The organism is Pseudoalteromonas sp. SW0106-04, from assembly GCF_001293805.1.
In the GTDB taxonomy this organism is placed as follows: domain Bacteria; phylum Pseudomonadota; class Gammaproteobacteria; order Enterobacterales; family Alteromonadaceae; genus Pseudoalteromonas; species Pseudoalteromonas ruthenica.
The window spans coordinates 335,655-360,566 of the sequence record NZ_BCAI01000003.1; the positions used below are offsets into that span (position 1 = coordinate 335,655).

22 protein-coding genes, 1 pseudogene and 1 riboswitch are annotated in these 24,912 nt (G+C 46.4%); of the genes and pseudogenes, 14 read left to right on the forward strand and 9 right to left on the reverse strand.

The features are described from left to right. The first annotated feature begins 110 nt into the window (after positions 1-110). A riboswitch (Lysine riboswitch) is annotated at positions 111-302 on the forward strand. A 122-nt stretch (positions 303-424) separates the two neighbouring features. The 5 genes from dapA to W04_RS06200 all read left to right on the forward strand — a co-directional run bounded on the left by dapA (position 425) and on the right by W04_RS06200 (position 5,582). Then, a complete protein-coding gene (gene dapA, locus W04_RS06180; RefSeq protein ID WP_053910200.1) occupies positions 425-1,312 on the forward strand; it encodes a 4-hydroxy-tetrahydrodipicolinate synthase in 888 nt (295 codons plus the stop codon). A 28-nt stretch (positions 1,313-1,340) separates the two neighbouring features. Next, positions 1,341-2,081 (forward strand): 2,3,4,5-tetrahydropyridine-2,6-dicarboxylate N-succinyltransferase, encoded by a 741-nt coding sequence (locus W04_RS06185; RefSeq protein WP_053910201.1) that lies wholly within the window; start codon positions 1,341-1,343, stop codon positions 2,079-2,081. Beyond that, the gene (locus tag W04_RS06190; protein ID WP_053910202.1) at positions 2,081-3,283 is read left to right on the forward strand and encodes a PLP-dependent decarboxylase; all 1,203 of its coding nucleotides are present in this window, start codon (positions 2,081-2,083) and stop codon (positions 3,281-3,283) included. Before W04_RS06185 ends, W04_RS06190 begins: the two co-directional genes overlap by 1 nt. Positions 3,284-3,285: 2 nt before the next feature. After that, positions 3,286-4,398: a succinylglutamate desuccinylase/aspartoacylase family protein gene (locus W04_RS06195; protein ID WP_053910203.1), complete on the forward strand. Its 1,113-nt coding sequence runs from the start codon at positions 3,286-3,288 to the stop codon at positions 4,396-4,398. A 146-nt stretch (positions 4,399-4,544) separates the two neighbouring features. Beyond that, positions 4,545-5,582 (forward strand): phospholipase A, encoded by a 1,038-nt coding sequence (locus W04_RS06200; RefSeq protein WP_053910204.1) that lies wholly within the window; start codon positions 4,545-4,547, stop codon positions 5,580-5,582. Between the two features lie 35 nt (positions 5,583-5,617). On the opposite strand, the gene W04_RS06205 is transcribed toward W04_RS06200, so the two are convergent. Next, positions 5,618-6,517, reverse strand: coding sequence for a bifunctional GNAT family N-acetyltransferase/hotdog fold thioesterase (locus W04_RS06205; RefSeq protein WP_053910205.1), 900 nt, complete (start codon positions 6,515-6,517; stop codon positions 5,618-5,620). Between the two features lie 141 nt (positions 6,518-6,658). On the opposite strand from W04_RS06205, the gene W04_RS06210 reads away from it, so the two are divergent. Further along, positions 6,659-7,348: a spermidine synthase gene (locus W04_RS06210; RefSeq protein WP_053910221.1), complete on the forward strand. Its 690-nt coding sequence runs from the start codon at positions 6,659-6,661 to the stop codon at positions 7,346-7,348. Here the strand turns inward: W04_RS06210 and dtd are convergent. From dtd to W04_RS06225, 3 genes and pseudogenes are all read right to left on the reverse strand, one after another. After that, positions 7,345-7,783: pseudogene (dtd, locus tag W04_RS06215) on the reverse strand (D-aminoacyl-tRNA deacylase). The gene W04_RS06210 and the pseudogene dtd sit on opposite strands and share 4 nt — an antisense overlap. Continuing rightward, the gene (locus tag W04_RS06220) at positions 7,771-8,724 is read right to left on the reverse strand and encodes an alpha/beta fold hydrolase (RefSeq protein ID WP_053910206.1); all 954 of its coding nucleotides are present in this window, start codon (positions 8,722-8,724) and stop codon (positions 7,771-7,773) included. Before W04_RS06220 ends, dtd begins: the two are co-directional and overlap by 13 nt. A 2-nt stretch (positions 8,725-8,726) precedes the next feature. Then, entirely contained in the window at positions 8,727-9,620 is an 894-nt protein-coding gene (locus W04_RS06225) for a virulence factor BrkB family protein (RefSeq protein WP_053910207.1), read from the reverse strand. A gap of 88 nt (positions 9,621-9,708) precedes the next feature. On the opposite strand from W04_RS06225, the gene W04_RS06230 reads away from it, so the two are divergent. Beyond that, positions 9,709-10,350: a DUF2959 domain-containing protein gene (locus W04_RS06230; protein WP_053910222.1), complete on the forward strand. Its 642-nt coding sequence runs from the start codon at positions 9,709-9,711 to the stop codon at positions 10,348-10,350. Here W04_RS06230 and W04_RS18855 read toward each other — a convergent pair. Beyond that, positions 10,325-10,495, reverse strand: a complete 171-nt coding sequence (locus W04_RS18855; RefSeq protein WP_157576305.1) for a hypothetical protein — start codon at positions 10,493-10,495, stop codon at positions 10,325-10,327. The genes W04_RS06230 and W04_RS18855 overlap by 26 nt on opposite strands. A 464-nt stretch (positions 10,496-10,959) precedes the next feature. After that, positions 10,960-12,786: a translational GTPase TypA gene (gene typA / locus W04_RS06235; protein ID WP_022946684.1), complete on the reverse strand. Its 1,827-nt coding sequence runs from the start codon at positions 12,784-12,786 to the stop codon at positions 10,960-10,962. A 442-nt stretch (positions 12,787-13,228) separates the two neighbouring features. Between typA and glnA the strand changes: the two genes are divergently transcribed. From glnA to W04_RS06260, 5 genes are all read left to right on the forward strand, one after another. Next, a complete protein-coding gene (gene glnA, locus W04_RS06240) occupies positions 13,229-14,635 on the forward strand; it encodes a glutamate--ammonia ligase (RefSeq protein ID WP_022946685.1) in 1,407 nt (468 codons plus the stop codon). A 165-nt stretch (positions 14,636-14,800) separates the two neighbouring features. Continuing rightward, entirely contained in the window at positions 14,801-15,334 is a 534-nt protein-coding gene (locus W04_RS06245) for a DUF4124 domain-containing protein (protein ID WP_026111369.1), read from the forward strand. Positions 15,335-15,429: 95 nt separating this feature from the next. Further along, positions 15,430-16,482, forward strand: coding sequence for a nitrogen regulation protein NR(II) (glnL, locus tag W04_RS06250; RefSeq protein ID WP_045980463.1), 1,053 nt, complete (start codon positions 15,430-15,432; stop codon positions 16,480-16,482). A 19-nt stretch (positions 16,483-16,501) separates the two neighbouring features. Then, positions 16,502-17,893 (forward strand): nitrogen regulation protein NR(I), encoded by a 1,392-nt coding sequence (gene ntrC / locus W04_RS06255; RefSeq protein ID WP_022946688.1) that lies wholly within the window; start codon positions 16,502-16,504, stop codon positions 17,891-17,893. Between the two features lie 22 nt (positions 17,894-17,915). After that, positions 17,916-18,377: a cyclic nucleotide-binding domain-containing protein gene (locus W04_RS06260; RefSeq protein ID WP_053910208.1), complete on the forward strand. Its 462-nt coding sequence runs from the start codon at positions 17,916-17,918 to the stop codon at positions 18,375-18,377. Here the strand turns inward: W04_RS06260 and W04_RS06265 are convergent. Then, positions 18,374-18,730: a YacL family protein gene (locus tag W04_RS06265; RefSeq protein ID WP_053910209.1), complete on the reverse strand. Its 357-nt coding sequence runs from the start codon at positions 18,728-18,730 to the stop codon at positions 18,374-18,376. The two genes, W04_RS06260 and W04_RS06265, sit on opposite strands and share 4 nt — an antisense overlap. 137 nt (positions 18,731-18,867) lie before the next feature. Here W04_RS06265 and W04_RS06270 point away from each other — a divergent pair, with 137 nt between their 5' ends. Next, complete coding sequence (locus W04_RS06270) at positions 18,868-19,782, forward strand: AEC family transporter (RefSeq protein ID WP_053910210.1); 915 nt, start codon at positions 18,868-18,870, stop codon at positions 19,780-19,782. Positions 19,783-19,830: 48 nt separating this feature from the next. Here the strand turns inward: W04_RS06270 and W04_RS06275 are convergent, their stop codons facing one another. After that, positions 19,831-22,767 carry a TonB-dependent receptor domain-containing protein gene (locus W04_RS06275; protein ID WP_022946692.1) on the reverse strand — a complete coding sequence of 979 codons (2,937 nt, stop codon included), beginning with the start codon at positions 22,765-22,767 and terminating at the stop codon, positions 19,831-19,833. A 362-nt stretch (positions 22,768-23,129) separates the two neighbouring features. Continuing rightward, on the reverse strand, positions 23,130-23,354 hold the full coding sequence (locus W04_RS06280; RefSeq protein WP_022946693.1) for a hypothetical protein: 225 nt from the start codon (positions 23,352-23,354) through the stop codon (positions 23,130-23,132). 203 nt (positions 23,355-23,557) lie between these two features. Here W04_RS06280 and W04_RS06285 point away from each other — a divergent pair, with 203 nt between their 5' ends. After that, entirely contained in the window at positions 23,558-24,862 is a 1,305-nt protein-coding gene (locus tag W04_RS06285; RefSeq protein ID WP_053910211.1) for a short-chain fatty acid transporter, read from the forward strand. The last annotated feature ends 50 nt before the right edge of the window (positions 24,863-24,912 follow it).

Here is a 24,912-nt window from a genome sequence, read left to right on the forward strand (position 1 = left end):
AAATCAGCCTTTGTAAAATTTGTTCTCGCTTTAGCGTTGACAGCGTTAAGCATAAAGTGATTGAATAAAAAGGCACCCTTATTGAGTCGGCCGCATGTGCTGTGGTCGCAAGGGCTAGAAGAGGAGCGTCATTCAGGTAGTTATGGGAAGGAGAGCAAACTCCAAAGCACCATAACGAGGGGGATGTACGCCGAGAGACCAGTAAAGTTTGCTACTTACTGTCTCGGGCGCATGGGTTGAATCCCAGCGACTGTCACCATTAGCGCTTAGCGCTATGTTTTTGGTGGAGAGCTTCTGGTCTTAGTAACGCTGGGCCCATTTGGCTCTGTGTTTTAAGCCCATTCGCTCTTCGAATTTAACCAGTTCGATGCGAGGCGGGCAACCCCTTCCTAATTCAATCGAACTCGCACTAAGTTCGTGAGAGATGACTACAACTCATTCTTTAGCAGATACCATTGTCTGGACAGCATTGATCACTCCGATGCATGCTGACGGCAGTATTGATTTTAACACCTTAACCCTACTTGTGCGCGAGCAAGAGCAAGCGGGAAACGGCATTCTTATTCTTGGCTCTACTGGTGAAGCTCTGGCTCTCAGTATAGATGAGCAACAAGCCGTAGTTCATCACGTTACAGCGCTCACCTTGCGTGTGCCAATGATGGTTGGCGTGGGCGGTTTTAACCTTAGCCAGCAACTACAATGGCTTAGTTTTTGTAACCAACACCCCATAGACGCCTACCTTCTGGGAGCGCCCCTATATGCTAAACCGGGTATTCAAGGGCAGCTACATTGGTACTCGGCACTACTGGATGCCAGCAAAAAGCCGTGCATGTTGTACAACGTGCCCGGACGCGCTGCAGTTAGTATTCCCCCTACGGTCTTAGCACAGCTACAACAGCACCCACTGTGCTGGGCACTTAAAGAAGCCAGCGGTGATATTGCACAATTTGAGGCTTACCGCGAAGCCGCGCCTGAGTTAGCAATTTTCAGTGGCGACGACGCGCTGATCCCTTATTTTGCTCAGGCCGGTGCAGCGGGCCTTGTATCTGTGGCCGCCAACGTCTGGCCACAGCAGACACAGCACCTGGTACAAAAATGCCTTCAAGGACAAAGCGTCAATGCCTTTGTCACCTGGCGCAGTGCAATTGATGCGCTGTTCAGTGCAGCCAATCCAGTGCCCGTTAAGTGCCTTTTGCATGCTCTTGAACGCCTCAACAGCCCGGTGTTACGACCACCATTAAGCCACCTTGAGCTTAATGACACACAACCACTTCTTAATGCTCATGAACGCATTGTTGCGTGGGCACATTGATAAAATTAGTTAACAAGGTACCTCAGTTATGAGTTGGTTAGACTTACTAAATGACCTCGAAAGCGGCCACGTACGCGCCGCAACACAAGACGAACACGGCCAATGGCACGCCAATGTGGACGTAAAAAAAGGCATTCTCGAAGCCTTCAAAAATGGTAGTAACACCGAGTTTGCGGGCGGCTTTGTTGATAAGCATAATCTAGCTCCTCGCGGTTTTAGCGCCCAAGATAATGTTCGTATGGTGCCTGGCGGTAGTGCTGTGCGTCGAGGCGCTTACGTTGCCCCTGGCACCATTATCATGCCACCTGCATATATCAATATTGGTGCCTTCATCGACAGTGGAACTATGGTCGACAGTCATGCCTTGGTGGGATCATGTGCGCAAGTGGGCAAAAACGTTCACCTTAGCGCCGCTGTGCAACTAGGTGGCGTGCTCGAGCCAATTGGCGCTAACCCTGTGGTGATTGAAGATGATGCCTTTATCGGCGCGGGCTGTGTCATTGTCGAAGGGGTGGTGGTTCGCCAAGGTGCGGTACTCGCCCCTGGTGTACGTTTAAGCGCCACTATCCCAGTATATGACTGCGTTAACGAGCGACAACTCGATAAGGGCGAAGCGATTCCGGCCAACGCCATTGTTATACCTGGCTCGCGCCCAAGCTCTAGCACTTGGGGACGCGAACAAGGGCTCAGTATGAGCTGTGCGCTTATCGTAAAGTATCGCGATCAGCACAGCGATGCATCGCTGGAGTTAGAAGAGGTATTACGCTAATGCCTGTCTCTGGCGCATTGTTAAACGCTTTTGATACCCTCACTCAGGAGCGCCACGAGCCTTGTTTTGTCTACGATCTTGACAGCCTACGTAAGCACCTTGATGAGCTGATGGCGCAAGATGTGGTGAAGTTATGGTATGCGGTAAAAGCGAATCCTTTATCTGCGGTTATCGAGACTCTGGCAGCCGCTGGCTTTGACTTTGATGTCGCCAGCAGCGGTGAGCTCAACCAGGTGCTTTCACAGCATGTTGGTGCACAACGCATCCTCAACACCGGGCCGGCAAAATCGCGCCAGCAGTTAGGCGAATTCTTAGACGCTGGGGTACGTACCTTTGTATTGGAGAGTATCAATCAAGTTCGCTGGCTTAATGAGCTGGCGTATAACCAAGGTATTGAAGTGGATGTATTGCTCAGAGTGCAGTTGCGCTGGCCAGAAGGTGAGCGTAATCCGCTCGGTGGCAATACCCTGACTCCGTTTGGCTTAGCGCCAGAGCAGTGGCAAGGGCTCTACTTAGCCGACTACCCTGCGCTGAATTGCATTGGCCTGCATATTTTTCAGTGGGGCAACATGCTTGATGCGGCCCAGCTGCTTCACCTATGGCAAAGCATGTTAGCGCCATTACAAGCACTCTGTGAACGCCTTGGTTTTGCCATGCAAGTACTGGATTTAGGTGGAGGCTTAGGCGTTCCTTATGACAGCGAAAGCAGCCCGCTAAAGTGGCAGGATGTGCTCGGCGCACTGCGCGATATTAAGCGTCAAAGCGGCGTAAAAGAGTTGTGGATGGAGTTGGGCCGTTACGCCGTCGCACAATGTGGTTACTATTTAGACCCCGTCATTGAACAAAAAACAAATTATGGTGAGCGCCAGCTGATCGTCGCAGGTGGTATTAATCATCTTTTACGTCCCGCTGTGGCAGGGCAAAACTTCCCCGCGCAGTTATTACGCCGAAGTACAGCCGAACAGGTAAACTATCGTATCCATGGACCTTTGTGTACTGCGCTGGATAGCCTAGGACAACACTCGCTGCCTGAGGATATTGATGAACATGATTGGCTCGTGTTTATGCAGGCCGGAGCCTATGGCTTCACCGAGAGTATGCCGTTTTTTCTGTGCCACTCATTGGCTGGTGAATACGTGTTTGAACACGGCACTTTGCGCGTGGTTCGTGAGCCACAACCGGCCAGTTTTTATCTGAGGTAAATATGCATCCTGTCAGTCAAGAAAACTTTTATGTGGGTGAGGTAGCCAATGGCCTGCCGTTAACCATTCCAGTTTACCGTTTAAAGGGTAATGGCACAGGAAAAAGCGTGTATATTCAGGCCAATATGCATGGCGCAGAGGTGCAAGGTAATGCCGTCATTTACCAACTATTAGAGCAGTTACAGACCCTCGAGCTTAACGGCGACATCACCCTAGTCCCCTATGCGAACCCCATTGGTTGCAACCAAAAATCAGGCGAGTTCACGCTGGGTCGCTTTGATCCTATTACCGGTGTTAACTGGAACCGTATGTATCATTACGATAGCCAGTTGCCAAAGACGATGGCCGAGCAATGCGCACACCTGTCTAGCGGCGAAATTCGCGATACATTTCAGCACGCGCTAATTGCGAGTATCGACGCTCAACTTGAGGCCCCTGCGCACACGCTGTCAACGGGTAAGCGCATCGCTTTGCAACTTCAGCAGCTCGCACATCAAGCCGATATCGTTTTAGATTTACACACCGGGCCGATATCGACTCAGCATTTGTATTGTCCTGAATATGCCCGTGCTAGCGCTAAGTATTTTAATATCGCTAACGTTTTACTTATACCCAATGAGTTCGACGGTGCCCTAGATGAAGCGGCGTTTTGCCCTTGGTGGCAACTTAAGGCTCAGTTCAATGCATTGGACTGTGCTTTTGAAGTGCCTGTGGAAGCATTTACCGTTGAGCTTGGCTCACAAGAGCGTATCGACCTCAGTACCGCTAAAGACGATGCCGACAATATTTTAACTTATCTTAACTACCAAGGCGTGTTGCAAGACGCACCCTTCTACCCAAAAGAAATGACGCGCTATGGTTGTATGCTCAGCGATTATAAAACCTATTATGCCCCGATGGGGGGAATGGTGGAATATTTAGCCCCACTGGGGGAGCCGATTGCAGCGGGAACTCCTATCGCCAACATATTGCGAATGGAGCGATATTTAAGTGAAACGCCGCTGCACACCTTGTGTGCTGACAGCGATGCGATTGCCATTCTTCATTTTGCCTCTGCGAGTGTAAATCAGGGCACCGAACTCTATAAATTCTTTACCAACACCTTCGAGTTGTAAACCATTGCGTGAGAGTCAGTGAGTTTACTCACTGCCAGTGGGCGACTTTGTCGCCCTCTTTTTCAGCCTAAATTCACCCGCTTGTTGCTAAAAAGGTGTACTATTGATTTCATCTTCTGTCCCTTTTATTCAGCACACGGATTTTTATGAATTGGCGATACACTTTATTGGCTTTGACCCTGAGCGGCCATGCGTGGGCGGATGAGCCTGCAACAAATGCAAATAACGAACAAGACAATGAGCTAAGTATTGTCAAACAGTGCATTCTTAATGAAGCGATTGCCGGTGATGGTAAACAAACCTTGGATGAGCTTCGTAAAAAGTGCTCTGATTTAGAAGAAAGTAAACAGCTTACAGCCATTGATAAGCGCAAGGCTCGTGAAGAGGTAACGGAGAAAAACCGCAACGTGATCACGCCGCACAAGCGCAACTATATTTTGCCCGTGACCTACATGAAGCATCCTAATGAAGAACCCTTTGGGGATATCAGTGCTTTAGGCGACACCAATACCGGCGAAAACTTAGATAATGTTGAGATTAAGTATCAGCTGTCGCTAAAAGTACCGCTTTACGACAACTTCAGTGACGAGGACCAAGCCGTCTATTTCGGCTTTACTTTGCAATCTTATTGGCAGTATTACAACAAAGATATTTCTGCGCCATTTAGAGAAACCAATTATGAGCCGGAAATTTTTTGGATTAATTATCTAGACCCTGAAAACGTGCTTTGGGGCGACGAAATGGCCATTGCAGTGGGTGCTGTGCATCAATCCAACGGCCGTAGCCAACCTTACTCGCGTTCCTGGAACCGCTTATACGTCGACTTTATTTGGGAAAAAGACGGCTATGTATTTAGCTTTAAGCCGTGGTACCGCATCCCTGAAGATGAAAAAGAAGATCCTATGGTTGCCGATGGTGATGACAATCCTGATATTTATAAATACATGGGTTACTTTGAGCTCAAAGGCGTGCGCCGTTTCGAAGAGCATGAGTTTAGCTTTATGCTGCGCAACAATCTAAACTCGGATAATCGCGGTGCCATTCAACTAGATTGGTCTTTCCCTATGTGGGGCCGTCTTCGTGGCTATGCTCAGTACTTTAATGGTTATGGTGAAAGCTTGATTGACTACAACCAAGATACCGAGCGCTTTGGTGTCGGCATTCTACTCACCGACCTTCTGTAGTATAAAAGAAAGCCCCGTCAGGGGCTTTTTTAATCTTATTCACTTTTAACGATAACAAAGCGGCCGGTAAACTCCCCGACCAAAATATCGCCATCATAAATGTGTACTGGCACCTGATAACGTGCTTTCCCTTGGGTTGTTAAATCGCCAACATTCCCCTCACACTGGGTTAAATCAACCTGGGCTCTAGGCTCTTTGTTGATAGGTTTAAGGTACTTTATCTGCGCATCAGCAAGCACAATGTCCCCCATAAGTTGGGACTCTTGAAGTGCCAAATAAGTTGCTCCCCACCCTGCTAGCGTTGCCATAGAATAAACAGAGCCAGCAAACATGGTGTTATGCACATTAATATTAGCATTCAGATCAGCACTGACACTGAACTGCCAGTCAGTATACGTTTCTACTTTAATTCCCATCTTATCGCTGATAGGAATCGATTCGCGCCAAGTGTCTTGCAAGACCTGAGTCCAATCTGGATGACGAAACCAACCTGGCTCGCTAGGGCGTTGCTTTACCATTTTCCAATGCTGCACATCACCAAAGGCAAGATGCGCTTTTTCTTTAAGCTCGTAGCCATGGCGTTGATAAAACTTCAAAGCTCGCTCGCGAGCAAACAAAACCAATTCACTCGCATCCTGATTCCAAGCTATTTTCTCCAGCTCATGTAATAGCCGGCTACCCAGATGTTGGCCTCGGTGAGCATCATCAACAGCCATATAACGCACTTGGGCTTGTTGCGAGTTATTAAAGTGCAAACGTGCCACGGCGATCACCTCACCGTCCTTATTCTTAATAAACCGATGTTCTGACTCTTGTTCTAAATCATCCTGCTCGCTGCCTCTAGGCTGCTCCCAAGGTGCACGCAAAACTTGCCAACGTAAATGATAATAGGCCTGCCAATCATCGCTACTTTGCGGAATAGTTACTTCGAACATGCCAACTCCAGATAAAAAGTGATGCCTCACCTTACAAGATTTACCAACGGGATAAAATAAGACCAAAGCACTGCGGTTTCTCGCACCGTAAAATTTAGTGCACAATTAGGTAAAATGTCACAAGGTGTCTATGCTGTTTTTATGGAAACAGTAATCGAACATAGCGGAGCCGTCTCCGAGCACTTTGTTGCTGATTGTGCCAATATCGGCCAACTTTTGTATTGGCACAAATTCGGCTGCACAAGTATTCAGGTACGCCAACATAAACAGTTTCGCTGGTTGCTGATAAACCAAACACTGCAATCCATTATTGAGCGCAGTCGCCCTAACCACCTACTTTTTCCACACCTACAAATTTTTGCTCAGTATTGGCACACCTTGCCCACCCCGGACAGAGTTCTGGAATTGGGGCTAGGTGGAGGGGCGATACGCAACTATTTACACCACAGCTACCCTGATACCGAGCTTATTTCCGTGGAGCAAAACCCCGATATTATTCATTGCTATAAACGCTACTTCGGTGGTCGCCATGACACCACTTTACGCTGTGCCGATGCCGAGCAAGTACTGAGTGAGCCGGGGTGTTACGACTGGATAATCATTGATTTATTCAGTGAGCTCGATGCTCCAATGTTCCTCTACAAACATCGGTTTTACGACAAAATACGCGCTGCGTTGAACCATGATGGGCACCTCTTTATCAACTTTTTGGCCCACCATGAGTCACAGTTGCAGCAACTTAAACATTTGTTGATCACTTGTTTTGGCAAGCCACCCGATATGGTTAAAGTAAAAGGCTACTCCAATCATTTAGTGTTTTTGTCCCGTTAAACGGCTAAATTGAACGTCACCGGACCATCATTGACTAATGATACTTGCATATCTGCAGCAAATTGTCCGGTCGCCACAGTGATGCCTAATGCTTTCGCTTTATCAACAAACAGGTCATATAGCTGTCTAGCTTGTTGTGGCGTTGCCGCACTGGAAAAGCTAGGACGCATCCCTTTGCGAGTATCGGCGGCAAGCGTGAACTGCGATACCACCAAAAGCTCACCACCGATGTCTTTTAGGCTTAAATTCATCTTACCTTGCTCATCGGTAAAAATACGATAATTACTCACTTTATGGAGTAGTTTGTCGACCTGTTGTTCACTATCGGCCTTTTCTACGCCTAATAACAGCACAATCCCTTGGTCTATTTTCCCCTACTACATGCCCTTCAACGGTGACTTCGGCGCGACTAACGCGCTGTATTAATCCTTGCACTGCTGCCTCTTTAACTTCAAATACATATGGTCGGTTGCCCGACATTGGGCTTGGCAATATACCTCATCAGCCAAGCTGTGACCAAGGCCTTCAAAAATATCTAAATGTGCTTGTGCGGCCGTGGCAAATGCTTGGGCTCGCGCGTATGAACACACCAAGTCGTGGCGCCCGTGAACCATCCATACCGGCAGGCCTGCGAACTCCTTGGCATGGTCCATGAGCATATTGTCACGTAGAAAAAACTGGTGCTTGAAGTAGTGCAGCTGTAGCTGTGCTCGGTTGATAAGCGCAGCGGGTTCTAGCAGTTTAATACTTGGTGCCGTGCCGCAACATAAGGTTTCCTCCCAGGCCACCCATGCTTTGGCGGCTTTGAGCTGCGTGGGCTCGCTATCACTAAAAAGTTGCTGATGGAAACCTTCGATCAATGCTGACGTTGGCTGGTTTTGTAGGTTAAATTGGCGATAATATTCAGGGTAAAATTGTGCTCCGGCGCCACTTTTCCCCAGACACCAGTCGTAATCCTGTTGGCTTGCAAAAAAGCTGGCCCAAAGCATCAAAGCGTTTACGTGCTCACTGTGTCGCAAAGCATACACCATCGCTAGGGTAGCTCCGAAAGACTCACCACACACAACCCAGCGGCCAATTCCCAAATGACGGCGAATGCATTCAAGGTCGCCAATCAAGTGTTCCAGAGTATTATGCTCGCAACTATGAGGGGTGGAATTACCACACCCTCGTTGACTGAAAAGTAAAATTCGGTAGTGCTCGGGATTAAAGTGCGCGCATTCAAAGCGACTGAGCCCTCCACCTGGCCCCCCGTGACAGACAATCACCGGCAAGCCATCCCCGCTGCCATGTTCCTCAACTTCTAGTTGGTGCCCCTGTCCGACCAAAACATGGTGGGTTTTTCGTGGCGCACTAACGGGGTAGCTCAATGCCATTGTTACTCCTTAAGTGCGCGTTTCTCCTCGGCGACAATATCATCAATAGGAGGCTTGCTCACACTGATACACACAGTGAACTCTGCACCGAGTAGTACCACAGCCCACGACAGATACACCCATACAAATAAAATAGGTACTGTCGCTAGCGCCCCATAAATCACTTCATATGAGGGGAAATGGCTGATGTACATAGCGAACCCCTTTTTTGTCAGCTCAAATAACAGTGCTGCAAAAATAGCCCCGGGAACCGCTGCTCTAAATGGAACTCGTGTATTTGGTACTAGAGTATAGAGCATCACAAAGCCAACAGTAGAAATAACGTAAGGAAGCGACTTTAAAACAAAACCACTAAAACCAGGAATGCCACCATCAGCAAAAGACACCAAAGACACAATGTAAGACGTGGCACCAATACTTAACCCAAGCAATACCGGCCCTAGACTCAGCACCATCCAATAAATAGCGAAAGAAATGACCGCAGGGCGTTTCTTTTTGATGCGCCAAATCCGGTTTAAGGTGAGATCGATATTACGTATTAAAAATAACGCCACAACAGCCAAGAAAGAGACCCCCACGGCGGTCATTTTATTCGCATTCCCTGTAAATGCGCCGATATGTTCTTTAATTACATCCGTTGAGGTGGGCACCATGTTATTAAAAATGAAGCTTTCGATAGCAATACGGGTATCTTCAAAGCCAGGGAAAGCCGAGAAGATGGCCACACCTACAGCAATTAAAGGCACTAAGGAAAGCAGGGTTACATAGGCTAGATAGCCTGCGTTAACAGTGATTTGATCTTCCATACACCGAGTAAAAAAATACCGCCACCAGCGCGGCTGTGCTTTTAACCAGATGGAGAGTTGCGCTTTGATTTTCTCACCGTCGAACTGCATGAGTTACCTAAAATATAAAAAACCTTTTGCTTATCATAGCAATCGACCACATAATTTACAGTATCAAGTATCCATACAAGGGTTGAAAATGATTAAAAAAATCGCGCTAGCTACTGCATTTATGACGCTCACAGCGTGTCAGTCCGCTTACTATTCGGCAATGGAATCTGTCGGCGTACATAAACGAGATATCCTTGTTGATCGCGTTGAGGAAACTAAAGAGTCACAGCAGGATTCACAACAGGAGTTTCAGTCAGCATTGGAGCGTTTAAGTACGTTAATTAACTTCGATGGCGGTGATTTACAAGACGCTTACGAGCAGCTCAATGATGACTATGAGTCAAGTCTCGCGGCGGCTGATGAGGTCTCAACTAACATTGATAAAGTAGAAGATGTGGCAGAAGCTTTATTTGACGAATGGGCCGATGAACTAGAAGAGTACCAAAGCGCCGCTCTAAAACGCGAAAGCAGTAAAAAGTTGCGCGCCACTGAACGCCAATTTGAGCAGCTCCTGCGCTCTATGCGCGCTAGCGAGGCGAAGATGCAACCCGTGTTAGAGTCTTTACAAGACAACGTGCTCTACCTTAAGCACAACCTCAACGCGCAAGCAATCGCCGCGATAAAAGGTGAATTCACGAATCTTAAGCGCGACATTCAAGTACTTATTGATGATATGAATCGTTCAATCGAAGACTCTAACCGCTTTATTGAGCAAATGAATCAAAACTAACTTTCTTTGATAACCCACTGCCCGCTTGATGGCGGGCATGTTCTACTTGTTGTACTACAGTAAACTGCCACACCCCACTATCTAACTTTTCAATAGTCATGGTGAATGGCCATGCCCCTTGGCCATCGACATGTGTTAACCGCATATCCAACACTAAATGTTCTTGCCTATCTAGGGTCTGTTGATCTTTGCTGTTCTATTTTTGTTCTCTTTGAGCGTGCTTTTATCGCGGCGCTCGATGTGTGGCCTAGTAATCTAAGCGAATATCGAGCAAAGCTTCCGCGTCCTGCTCACGCCCCTTACCTACATCCATGTAGGCAACAATGAGAAAAGTGCGCTCAAAAGAACCGTTCGGCAGCGCTTGATTGGCTTTTCTACTGTGTTATCGGCTGGCTCACATAGAATAACTATGCCACGCAGCCTCTGCTTTGTATAAAACCCAATCAAACTGCTGCAAAAACGAACTTGAAAGGTCAACAGACCCTAGAAAAAGGTTAAATGAGCAAGACTTTATTCCAACGATTTCGCACAGGTAACAACACCCAGAGCATTTGCTTTAGGCATAAAAAAACCCGCAACACAGTGCGGGTTTTTCAAATTAAGGGCTAATTAGCTCTTCTTTGACTCACGAGATGCGCGCTTACGCTCGCTCTCAGTCAATAATTTCTTACGGATACGGATGCTTTCCGGAGTCACTTCTACCAGCTCATCATCATCAATGAACTCAAGCGCTTGCTCAAGGGTCATCTTGATTGGTGGCACAAGTGTTTGCGCTTCATCAGTACCTGACGCGCGCACGTTGGTTAACTGTTTACCTTTTAGGGCATTAACCGTAAGGTCATTGTCACGGCTGTGAATACCGATAACCATACCTTCGTATACTTCAACACCATGGCCGATAAATAGCTTACCACGCTCTTGCAGGTTAAATAGCGCGTTAGTCAGCGCCTTACCTTGGGCATTCGCTATCAATACACCGTTCATACGCTGGCCGATCTTACCGCCTTTGTGTGGGCCGTAATGATCAAACGTGTGGTACATCAAACCAGAACCTGAGGTTAACGTCATGAAATCAGTCTGGAAACCAATCAAGCCACGGCTTGGGATCATAAAGTCCATACGAATACGGCCTTTACCATCTGGAGACATATCAGTCATTTCTGCTTTACGTAAACCCAGCTGCTCCATGATAGAACCTTGGTGCTCGTCTTCACAGTCGATAGTCACTGTTTCGTAAGGTTCTTGGATTTCACCATCAACTTCACGCAAAATAACTTCTGGACGAGACACGGCAAGTTCATAGCCTTCACGACGCATGTTTTCGATAAGTACACCCAAGTGTAATTCACCACGGCCTGATACACGGAAGCTATCAGGGTTATCGGTCTCTTCTACGCGTAATGCCACATTATGAACTAGCTCGGCTTGCAAACGTTCAAGGATATTACGTGAGGTGACGTATTTACCTTCTTGGCCAGCAAAAGGTGAGGTATTTACAGAGAACGTCATGGTAACAGTAGGCTCATCAACACTCAGTGCTGGTAACGCTTCAACCGTATTGACATCACAGATGGTATCAGAGATTTTCAACTCGCCAAGGCCACTCACCGCGATGATGTCGCCGGCAGTTGCCTCTGTCGCATCATGACGGTCAAGACCTAGGTAAGTAAGCACTTGGCCCACTTTGCCGTTACGTTTACTGCCATCAGCACCGACAATAGTAACCTGCTGATTTACTTTCACAGTACCACGCTTAATACGGCCTACGCCGATAACGCCAACGTACGAGTTGTAGTCAAGCTGTGAAATTTGCATCTGTAGCGGCCCCTCAGGATCCGCATCTGGTGCTTCAACTTCTTTAACAATGGCTTCAAACATTGGTTCCATGTTGTCAGAAGGCTCATCTAAGTCGAGCGTTGCCCAACCATTAATCGCTGATGCATAAATAACTTTAAAGTCTAACTGTTCGTCGGTTGCACCTAAGTTATCGAACAAGTCAAATACTTGGTCCATAACCCAATCAGGGCGTGCACCCGGCTTATCAACCTTGTTAATAACAACGATTGGCTTCAGCCCTTGCGCGAACGCTTTTTGCGTTACAAAGCGCGTCTGCGGCATTGGCCCTTCTTGTGCGTCTACAAGTAATAGTACGGAGTCAGCCATCGAAAGTACGCGCTCTACCTCGCCACCAAAGTCGGCGTGCCCAGGGGTATCGACGATATTGATATGGTAGTCTTTCCAGTTGATTGCCGTGTTTTTAGCTAGGATGGTAATACCACGTTCTTTTTCAAGATCGTTCGAGTCCATCACTCGCTCTTCGTTGCCACCACGGGTTTGTAGTGTGCCCGATTGCTCAAGCAATTTATCAACCAAAGTCGTTTTACCATGGTCAACGTGTGCGATAATCGCGATATTTCTTAACTTTTCGATGCTCATATATTTACTTAGAGGCTAACCCCATATTTCCTAAATGATCCACACCCAGCGGCGCGGGCCACCTGTGTCGAGTTTAAAAGGTCGCGTATTATCCCTTATAACGCCACTAGATGAAAGTTTATCCAGCTAATTAATTTACTTCCGTGCCTAACATAGCCTAGTCGCTTGACATAAAAATGACACCGAGACTGTGTTATCAGTGTTTTTTAGTGCGCTCACTGCCTTATTTGAGTCATCCCTTGATACATGACAATGCAGCCTGAAAAATTTGCACTACAATGTAGCAAGTTCGCACCCTATTGGTGCAAAAAATAAGTTTGAGATTACCAAATAGAAAGTAACCCCCTACTAAACAGACACTTATACTTTTGGCATGGTTTAAGCTTACCCATGCACAAATGCAGTAAATTGCAGCAAATAATAATCCATAGTTGGAGGACACATGTCACAATCGGTATTAGATTTTATTAAAGAGCACGACGTAAAATTCGTTGACCTTCGTTTCACTGACACCAAAGGTAAAGAGCAGCATGTCTCTATTCCTCATCACCAAGCTGATGAAGATTTCTTTGAAGACGGTAAAATGTTTGACGGCTCTTCAATTGCAGGCTGGAAAGGCATTAACGAGTCAGACATGGTGCTGATGCCAGATGCTGAAAGCGCTAAGCTTGATCCATTCGCCGAAGAAACCACACTTATCGTACGTTGTGACGTTGTTGAACCTTCAACTCTTCAAGGCTATGAGCGCGACCCTCGCTCTGTGGCCAAGCGTGCTGAAGAATATATGCGCTCAACAGGTATTGCCGATACGATTCTGTTTGGCCCTGAACCAGAATTTTTCCTTTTTGACGATGTTAAGTACAAAACAGATATGTCTGGGTCAATGTATAAAATCGACGCTGAAGAAGCATGCTGGAACTCAGATAAAGATTATGAAGGCGGTAACACCGGTCACCGTCCTGGCGTCAAAGGTGGTTACTTCCCTGTTGCTCCAGTGGACTCATCACAAGATTGGCGTAGTGCCACTTGCATGGTGCTAGAAGAACTTGGCCAAGTCGTTGAGGCTCATCACCACGAAGTAGCAACAGCTGGCCAAAACGAAATCGCCACCCGCTTTAACACCATGGTTTTGAAAGCGGACGAAATTCAAGAGATGAAGTACGTTATTCACAACATGGCGCACCTGTATGGTAAAACCGCTACTTTCATGCCTAAACCTGTGGTTGGCGACAACGGTTCAGGCATGCATTGTCACCAATCTCTAGGTAAAGATGGTAAGAACATCTTTGCAGGCGACAAGTATGGTGGCCTATCAGAAGAAGCGCTTTACTACATCGGTGGTATCATCAAGCACGCCAAAGCTATTAACGCCTTTGCCAACGCTTCGACAAACTCATACAAGCGCCTTGTTCCGGGTTTCGAAGCACCAGTTATGCTTGCTTATTCAGCACGTAACCGCTCAGCGTCTATTCGTATTCCTGTGGTTCCATCAGAGAAAGCTCGCCGCATTGAGGTACGCTTCCCTGACCCTACAGCAAACCCATACCTTGCCTTTTCAGCGATGCTAATGGCGGGTCTTGACGGCATTAAGAACAAGATCCACCCTGGCGACGCCATGGATAAAGATCTATATGACTTACCGGCAGAAGAGGCGGCAGAAATTCCAACAGTGGCAGCGTCATTGCAAGAAGCCCTTGATTCACTTGATGCAGATCGTGAATTCTTGACGCAAGGCGGCGTATTTACTGACGACCTTATTGATGCATACATCGGCTTGAAATCAGCTGAAGTAGAAAAGCTCAACATGACTACACACCCTGTAGAATTTGAAATGTACTACAGCGTGTAAACCGCATAACTACCACTTAGTTATATCATGTGTGTTCTCAAAGCCTGCTTAGCAGGCTTTTTTTATGGTAAAAAAGTTGTAAATAGACTAAAGTTAGGGTTTAACCAAGTAATTGGTTAATTTTCGTCTAACTATAAGAATAATAAACGTAAAATAGGAAGTAGCGTGACAACGAAGTGGTCTATCTTATGCGTTTTCATGGTTCTGGGTTTGAGTGCCTTTAACGCCAACGCAACCAATAAAAGCATCTATGTATGGAAGGATGAGAACGGTGTATTAGTTTTTTCTGACTCTCCAAGAAAAGGAGCTGAGAAGGTAAAGTTAAACTCACCAGCGATGAGTATGCCCTCAACTGACACGCAAATTCTTGAGCAAGATAATAGCGCTGACCAAGGAGTGAATTTCTCAGTCGCTATTACCACCCCAAATCAAGAAGAAACAATTCGTGATAACACAGGCTCTGTACATGTTACAGGCCAAGTGTCACCGCGCTTTATGCAAGGCCACCGCGTGCAACTTATGCTCGACGGAAAGCCTTACGATAAACCACAATCATCAACGGTGTTTGTGATGCGTAATGTTGATAGAGGGGCGCATCAAGTACGGTTACGCCTAGTGGATGGCAATGGTAAACAGCTGGCCACTTCTGAACCTGTGACATTTTATCTGCATCGCCGTTCAGTGATCACAGGCCCTTAAGCTGCATATCATTCCGGGTTGCACACCGATTGGGCAATCCGGCTAAATACTGCTAAGATAATTCGCACCAAATTGGTGCAACACCGAAATTAATAATGAAGCTTCCTCGTGATTTTTTCCAACAAATGTGGGAAAACCTACATACCGCTATTTTAGTCTTAGACCAAGATTTCAATCTGGTGTATGCCAATACCAGCTGCACCGAACTCCTTGGGTTAGGCTTAAAACGCATTGTGGGACAGCCTTTCAAAGCATTATTTAATTACCACTCGGTAGAATTAGAGCGCATCGCTGACTATACCCTTAAACAAGGGGTCGATTGCCACCAACACAGAGCTGACGTGGTATTCGTAGACTCTCGCCATGCCAATTTGGCGCTCAACTGTCGGCGTTTAAGCCACCAAGATCAGTATTTTCTGCTGTTTGAAATTCGCCAAACCGACGAAGAAATTCGCCTTGATCAGGCGTCTAACCAAATGCATCAACACCAAGCGGCGCGTACCTTAATTCGTAACCTTGCTCATGAAATTAAAAATCCTTTAGGGGGAATACGCGGAGCGGCGCAATTATTGCAATATGAGGTTGATCAGCAGGAGCGGGATGAATGTGCACAGCTTATTATTGATGAAGCTGACCGTTTACGCCATTTAGTAGACAAGTTACTCGGCCCGAATCAGCGTTTACAAAAACAGGCTATTAATATTCACCAAACACTAGAGAATGTTTTACGCCTTTGTACTTTGGATAGCAGCAAGGCAATTACCTTGCACAAAGATTATGATCCGAGCATTCCAGATGTAAAAGCTGATGGTGATAAGTTGCAACAAGTGCTTCTCAATATCGTGCGCAATGCTATGCAAGCACTCAGTGAAGGGGGCCATATTAATGTTAAAACCCGAGTGCGATACCATGTACGCCGACACGATACGACACTAAAAAAAGCCCTGCAGATCAAAATAACTGATAACGGCCCGGGCATTGCTCCGGAGGTTAGAGAGACCTTGTTCTACCCCATGGTGACCAATAAAGAGGGGGGCTCAGGGTTAGGTTTATCTATCGCCCAAACTCTCATAGACCAACACCAAGGGTTTATCGAATGTGATAGCTGGCCGGGCCATACCGAGTTTACACTATACTTGCCACTGTAATTGGGCCACGAGGTATACGATGAAATCTGTTTGGCTAGTCGATGATGATGCGTCAATTCGCTTTGTATTACAAAAAGCACTCTCCCGTGCAGGCTATGAGGTAGAAAGTTTCGCCAACGCTCATGATGTACTCAGTGCCTTGGAGTTTTCAAAACCAGCCGTGTTGCTCTCGGATGTGCGCATGCCGGGTATGGATGGTATGCGCTTATTGGAGCAGATCAGCGAAGATAACCCCAATCTGCCGGTGATCATTATGACGGCTCACTCAGATTTAGACTCCGCAGTGCAGGCATTCCAAAAAGGCGCCTTTGAATACTTAGCCAAGCCCTTCGACCTAGAAGAAGCCGTTAGCGTCGTTGAGCGAGCCATGCGTGCGCATTCGCAGAAAAAAGCGAAAAAGGCCAATAGTGAACAAAAGCGTTCAGTTATTATCGGTGAAGCCCCCGCCATGCAAGAGGTGTTTCGCGCCATTGGCAAGCTGAGTGCATCAAGCATGAGCGTACTTATCAATGGCGAGTCTGGCACCGGTAAAGAACTGGTTGCCAGTGCCTTACACCAGCACAGCCCACGTAAAGACAATCCGTTTATCGCCTTAAATATGGCGGCCATCCCTAAGGATTTGGTGGAGTCCGAGTTATTTGGTCATGAGAAAGGCGCGTTTACTGGGGCTGACAGCGTCCGTAAAGGGCGCTTCGAACAAGCAAATGGCGGAACGCTCTTTCTTGATGAAATTGGCGATATGCCACTTGATGTGCAAACTCGCCTGCTGCGTGTACTCGCCGATGGCGAATTCTACCGTGTGGGCGGCCATCAAAGTATAAAAGTCGATGTGCGTATTATCGCTGCCACTCACCAGGATTTAGAGCGTTTAGCTCAACAAGGTAAGTTTCGAGAAGACTTGTTCCACCGCTTAAATGTGGTTCGCTTAAAGCTGCCAGCTTTGCGAGAACGCCCAGAAGACATAGAGCAACTGGCAGAATACTTCCTCAATAAAAGCGCACAAGAGTTAAAAATTGATAGCAAGACGCTAAGCCCTCAAGCATGCGATCAAATGCGCTTATTCAATTGGCCTGGAAACGTGCGGCAACTTGAAAACACCTGTCGCTGGCTAACGGTAATGGCTCCCGGTGAGTACGTAACCGCAGAAGACTTGCCGCCAGAAATACTCAATGCGCAAACGTCTCAAGTTGATGCCGATTGGTTGGACTTATTCCAACAATGGCTAAACAATGAGTTTAAGCAAGGCAAAGACAATGTCTGGCCAGAAATTCAGGCACAGCTGGAAACAAGGCTGATTAAATCGGCCCTTGCAAGCTGTGGAGGGCATAAACAGGATGCTGCTCAACGCATCGGTTGGGGCCGCAACACGTTGACGCGTAAGCTAAAAGAGCGCAATATAAACGCCAATTAACGCACCGACGAAGAGGATAGGCATGAAGCTGATTGAACATATTGCCATGTATAAACGCATGGAGATTATCAATCGCGTGCCTTTCTTTCGCAGCTTTGAGTTAGCCGAGCGGCAAATGCTCTTAGAGTCATTCTCGCAGCTGTACTTATGCCAACAAGGGCGTTACGTATTCAAGTTGCACGAGCAAAGCCAGCAGTTATATATCGTGTTAAGCGGCGAGCTGATAGTGTTCCGCCAATCTGACCATAAAGAACTGGGCCATATTCGACCTGGCGACTTTGTCGGTGAAGGTGCCTTTATTGCCCACCGCGAGCGCAGCACCAATGCCAAAGCGCTCACCGACGCCATAGTGTTAGCCATTGAGCCACTGGCTTTAACTAAATTACCTGTGGTGGTGCGTGAGAAAATAAAAGATCAATTGATACTCGGTATGAGCGAGCGCATCGCCCGCCTCAGTAGCCTGTTAGAGCGCCATACTCCTTAGCGAAAATGCCGCCACGCACTCGCTAACGCACGTAAATCCTCGATTCCGCACCATGCTTGCAGCTCCGATTCATCAAGTGCGAGGTCGTCACCACTATAAAGCGCCAATGTCTGCTCGTCGTCATGAAATAAGCCATGACTTTGAAAACACGCCTCACCATCACCGAGTAGCAACCTCATTTCTCGTCCCTGCACGAGCTGCTCTGCAGTGCTATCAAGAGCGGTAAAAAACGCTTCAATGAGCTCATCGTTTTCATAGAGCTCGTCATTGAACCAACGGGCAATAAGCCGGTGTTCGTCAGATATTTTTACCCGCTTACCCCATGTTGGGTCTGAGTAGAGTTGGTATTCCATAATAGTGCTGCCAAAAAGATGCGGCGCGCATAATAGCAATATCGATACGCTAAATCGAGCTGCTCATTGTACTGCGATATCAGCACTAACGGCATCATGTTAGTATACGCCTACCCTGTCGGCTTCCTATATCGATTATGTTCAACACCCTAGCAATAATTTTTCCACTCATTTTCGTGGCGACAGCCGGTTACATTAGTGCAGCACGCTCGTTTTTAACAGCCGAACACCTTAGTGGCATAAGCCGCTTTGTATTTTACATCAGCATTCCGGCTTTTTTGTTTGTTAATATGTCCCAAGCTGAGCTCAGCAAAGCAGTCAGCCTCGATGTCATGCTTAGCTTCTATCTTCCCGTTATCGGCCTGTATCTACTGGTACTGGGGTTTTATCGGTGCCGCTGTGGGCAGTGGAGTATAAGCGCCATTCGCGCGCTTGGGGCGTGCTATTCCAATACTGTACTTATCGGTTTACCTATCGCGATGCAAGCACTCGGTAAGCACGTAGCCGCAACGGTTTTCGTCATCATCACCTTTCATAGTGCGTTATTGTTTTTGCTAACTTACAGCTTCGCCGGTAAAGAGCAGCGCGTTACTTGGCCAAACATCATCCGGCAATTAGTTATCAACCCGGTAATACTGGCAATTGCCCTAGGGCTGTTAGCGAATGCAGTCAATTTAGCGCTACCCCAGGTAATCAATGAAGGACTGACATTATTGGCAGAGCCAGCCATCGCCGGCGCCTTATTTGTGCTTGGGGCAAACCTGCACCATTATCAGATCAAGCCAGGCATCAAATCGGCTCTTACGTTAACCTTGTTAAAGCTCGCAGTATTGCCGACGCTTGTATACCTAACCGCGACCTACGGATTTGCTTTAGCTCAAGAGCAAGCCTTGCTTTTGGTGCTACTTAGCGCCTCTCCTTTAGGGGTTAATGCGTATTTGGTGAGCAAACAATTGCAACGAGAGTCAGCCACCTTAGCCAGTGCGGTTGTGCTCAGCACGCTATTAAGTGTGGTGAGCTTTGTTTTATGGCTGGCTGTATTAAGCTCATAAAAAAAGCCCCTCTGCGAGGGGCTTAATAATGCACTTTAACAGTAATAATTAGAACTTAGCTCTAATACCAACATAGAAGCGCTGACCGATAGGGTCATAAGTACCCGCATCAGTTTCTGTGCCAGTGTCATTACCTGATATACCCGTTAAGATACGTGGTGCTTCGTTATCAAGTAAGTTATCAACACCACCATATAGCTCGTATTGCTCAGTGATGTAGTAAGATAGCTGAATATCGTGATACACCTCACTGCCAATACCGATATAACCTGCAGGTAAACCATCTGGCGCACTGTCGCTTACAAGGCCAGCTAAGAATTGATCATCAAAGTCAGCTGCGCCAATATAGGTCATTGACCAGTTGAAACTGAAATCATCGACGTCATAGCCAAACGTCCAGTTTGCTTTGTGCTCAGAGTAACCAATTTCTCCCGCCCAGTTGTCCTTATCAGCACCTGGTAATGGAATATCGTAACCATCAATTAGGTAAGTATAAGCTAGACGCGACTTGAACATACCTGGACCTAGGTCAGTTGAGTAAGTTGCAGTTAAGTCGACACCCTCAGTTGCGGTACCACCACTGTTTGATTGGCCTGAATCGATAAACTCAATAGAGCCCGCACTGTTATTACCAGCATTCGTTGGACGACGTGTTATGAAATCACAGAAGCTTGTATCACCACCGCCATAACATTGATCAAGAATGAATTGACGAGGAGTTGATACGATTGCATCTTCGATTTCAATATCGAAATAGTCGATAGTGATATCTAGGCCTGAGATAATGTTCTCAGGAGTTAACACGATACCGACCGTGAAAGAGTCACCCACTTCCTCGGTAAGCTCAGTATTACCACGGTTGAAACCACTGATACCTTGAATATCAGATTGATTCAGTGTGAACTCACCGTTTTCAGCGATGTTCGCAGCTACGCCAGCATCAGCACGACATGCATCCGCTGCAGCGCCGCTTGAAGAAGCAGTGACACCATTACAAGGGTCGATAAGATCACTTGGGAAAGTCTGGCTAGGTGGTGAGTACAACTCGTCGATGTTAGGAGCACGAGTTGAACGAGCGCGCGTTGCACGAACACGCACACCATCAACGACAGTCCAATCTAAGCCCACGTTCCAGCTTTCAGTATTGCCTACTGTAGAATAGTCAGAAAGGCGTACTGCTGCTTTGAGTGACAAGCTATCTAATACAGGAACGTTCGCTTCAACATAATATTCGGTAACGTCAAACTCACCCTCTGTAGCAGGAATAGCATTACCTGCGTTCAAGCCAGCTTGCTGCAGGGCATCGAACTCACTACGTGAAAACTCTTCACGGTACTCTGCACCGAACGCCACACCAACATAACCAGCAGGCAGTTCAAATAGCTCACCAGTGAAGTTAGCACCAATAATTTCCTGCTCTACTCGCGTTGACAACATACTTGGCGCTTTAACATAGTCGAATGCGTCGCTAGTGATTGAGTTAAAACCAAATACATTAATTGGTGTACACCCAAAACCACGTGCTGTCTCATCAAGACAGATTGCTTCGTCTGTAATGCCATCGCCATCCAGATCTTGGGTATCTGTAACCGCTTCTAATGCATAGCGGAAGTTTTGCACGTTAACTAGGCCATTAGAAACTTGGTTTTCTTTCGTTTTGCCGTAGATGTAATAAGCGTCGTAGTACCAGTTGTCACTGATTTGGCCTTCAAAACCTGTGGTAAAGCGGAAGGTATCACGATCAGCCTGATAGCCTCGGTTACCAATGTCAGCTAAACGCTTAGCGAAGAAAATATCCCTCATGCCATCGCCATCAGTGTCTGTAGCGCTGTTATAAATGGCATCTGGAACATATGGGTTACGCAGAAGCTCACCGTTTCGCATAAATTCAATAGGTACCCGACCATTGCTGTAAATATCATCTGATGCGAACGGGAAAGGCTCGAGTTCAGTTACCGATGTTGTCGCTGCATAAGTCGCTTCGTAAAAGAACTTATGGTTATCATCAAGCTCATAACTACCATTGGATGCGAAAAGGTAACGCTCGGTTGGGATCGCAATAGTACGACGTCCAGAACGGTTAAAGCCATCAGCAGGACCGTTATCACCGTTGGTGTCAAAACCTTCTTTTAGGTTGTTGTTTTCATCAAAAGTGAAACGTGTATCGCCAGCATCAAAGCGACCCTGAGGTGAGAAGCTTGAGTAGTAAGGGCGGACATATTCAAAAATTGAACCTGGGTTTTCATACGGGTCGTTGAAATAGATAGCCGAAATTTGGTCAACAGCTGAGATATCACGATCACGTGAATATACTGCACCCTGGTCAGAATAGCCGAGGTGGAACATAACTTGACCTGCACCATCAGAGGTTGTTGTTCCGGTTGTTACAGAAAACTGCTTCTCAGTGTTGTCACCCTCTGCAGATTCTCCATACTGACCTTCAAACTCTATACCTTCAAAATCATCTTTGAGCACAAAGTTAACAACACCAGCTACAGCATCTGAACCATATACCGAAGACGCACCACCGGTCATAATTTCTACGCGTTCAACAAATTGCGCTGGAATAGTATTTAAATCGACAGCCGAGCTGCCAGGAACACCTGAAACGTAGCGACGACCATTAACTAGCACTAGGGTACGCGCTGTACCCAAGTTACGTAGATCAACAGTAGCAACACCACCACTAGATGTAGAGAAGTTAGAGTTAGTTCGACTTATTGCTGGAGTACCAAAGGTTGGATTTTCCATTAATAAGTCTTGTAGGTTTAGAGTACCAGACTTATCAATACTAGCACCGTCAAGTACTTGAATCGGTGAAGCTGACATCGCTTCGGCTGAACGAATCCGCGATCCGGTAACCTGAATACGCTCTACTTCTTCAACACCTTCCTCAGCCGCATAGGATAAACCAGAGTATGCACCTAAGCTAGCCGCACAGAGTGCCAACTTTATACCTGTTGATAATTTACTATAGTTCTTCATTTTGTTTTCCCTGTAAGGTTTCCATTATAGAGATATAATAAAAACAAACCCAATATTATGTTCACCTTGAGATAACAAGGTGAACATAATATTAATCACAAAGAATAAAAACTCAACATTCACATGGCGTTACGAGCCATATCAAAATGCCAAAAGCAGAATAATAAAAGCCAAATATGTTAAATTAATGAGAATAAACCTTTAATTTTCGATTTTTATTTACAAAGAGAAGGAGTTTATAAATAGATCGCGTAGATAGATGTTTTTTAAGCAACAATAAAAATTTTTAACCTCAAAATGTTGCTGAATTGATAATAAAATGAGCACCCCCCATCATTGAGGGGCATATTATCGCAGCTATTCTAATAATCTCGGCGATACTTCGCAGCGTCGATAATGGCCCATACATAGGCAATTGCAGCGATGATACCCGGTACAATCAACCACCACAGTGCCGCACCACCGAAAACAAAAATCGCAAAAAGCAGCGCGGCTAAGATGCGACCTTGAACAAGTTGTCCTAACCCAGGGAAAAACACGTTACATAGCGCCGCAATGACATTACCACCAGAGCCTTGTCCTGACATAATTACCTCAATATATAGTTAGTTTCTCTTTTACTTATCAAGTTTCAGGCCAAGTAAAAATAGCCTTATTTTCAATAGGTTAAAAATAAACACTTGGATAACAAAAGCATAATTTAGTTGTTCATGCTAAAAGTTAGCCTTTTTTGCTGACCATGAAATATGTTAATACAGGTTCATTCAGAATAAAAATACATCATCAGGCTATGTTAACAACATTATCTCGTCCACTCGCAGCGCTAGTGGAAAAGTACTTACCCGACCCTCTTGTTATAGTGATCTTGCTTACATTCTTAGCGATGTTCAGTGCTTTGTTATCTACACCTCATTCGCCAACTGCCATATTGAATATGTGGGGAAGTGGCTTAAGCAACCTACTGAGCTTTGCAATGCAGATGTTATTGGTGTTGGTCAGCGGCTACCTATTGGCCACAACGCCCGTTGTATCACGGTACTTACATGCCGTGGCGCGGCGATTAAATTCACCTGCTTTAGCAGTTATAGTAACAACCTTTGTAGCTATGCTAGCAAGTTGGATTAACTGGGGCTTTGGTTTGGTCGCTGGTGCATTATTTGCCAAAGCCGTGGCACAATACTGCCGTCTCGACTATCGCGTCTTAGTGGCCAGCGCTTACTCTGGGTTTATTGTTTGGCATGGTGGGCTCTCTGGTTCTGTGCCATTGACTATAGCGACACCGGGACACTTTAGCGAAAGTGAAATTGGTCTTCTACCCACGAGTGATACGCTATTTTCAACCCTGAACCTGTCTTTATTGCTGGGATTATCTATCTTACTACCTACTATCAACTATTTATTATTACCTAAGCCTCAGCACAGCGTTTATGTAGACCGTACACGTTTACAATCCAAGGATAAAACTGTAAAGCCGCCAGCGAAAGGAATAGACCACGCTCGTTGGCCGTGTGTTGTAGTTGGCTTACTGGGTCTCAGCTACCTAGCTCATTTCTTTGTGCAACAGCAGGGCGGGCTTAATCTTAATGTCGTTATTACGCTGTTTTTATTTTGCGCTTTTCTACTACATCACAGCACACACTCTCTGCTCGAGCATCTGTATGAGGCTGTTCGCAGTGGCAGTGGCATTGTTATCCAATTTCCTTTCTATGCAGGGCTGATGGCCATAATGAGTGATAGCGGACTTGCTGAGAATATATCGGCCACACTGATGTCTTTAGCGAATAGCCAAACGCTGCCTCTTTTAAGTTTCTTGAGCGCTGGATTGGTCAACATATTTGTCCCCTCAGGAGGAGGCCAGTGGGCGCTTCAAGCACCTCTTGTTATTCCTGCCGCACAAGCGTTAGAAGTCCCTATCGCTTCGGTGGCTATGGCTGTCGCTTGGGGAGACGCTTGGACTAACCTTATTCAACCTTTTTGGGCTATCCCTGTACTGGCGATTGCTGGGTTAAAAGCAAAAGACATCATGGGCTTTTGTATCATTCAATTACTCATCACTGGCGGCTACATCAGTATTATTTTGCTGACAGTGGCATAAAACAATACAAAAGGGTGGGTTTTTAGATAATTACCAATAATTCTCGTGTC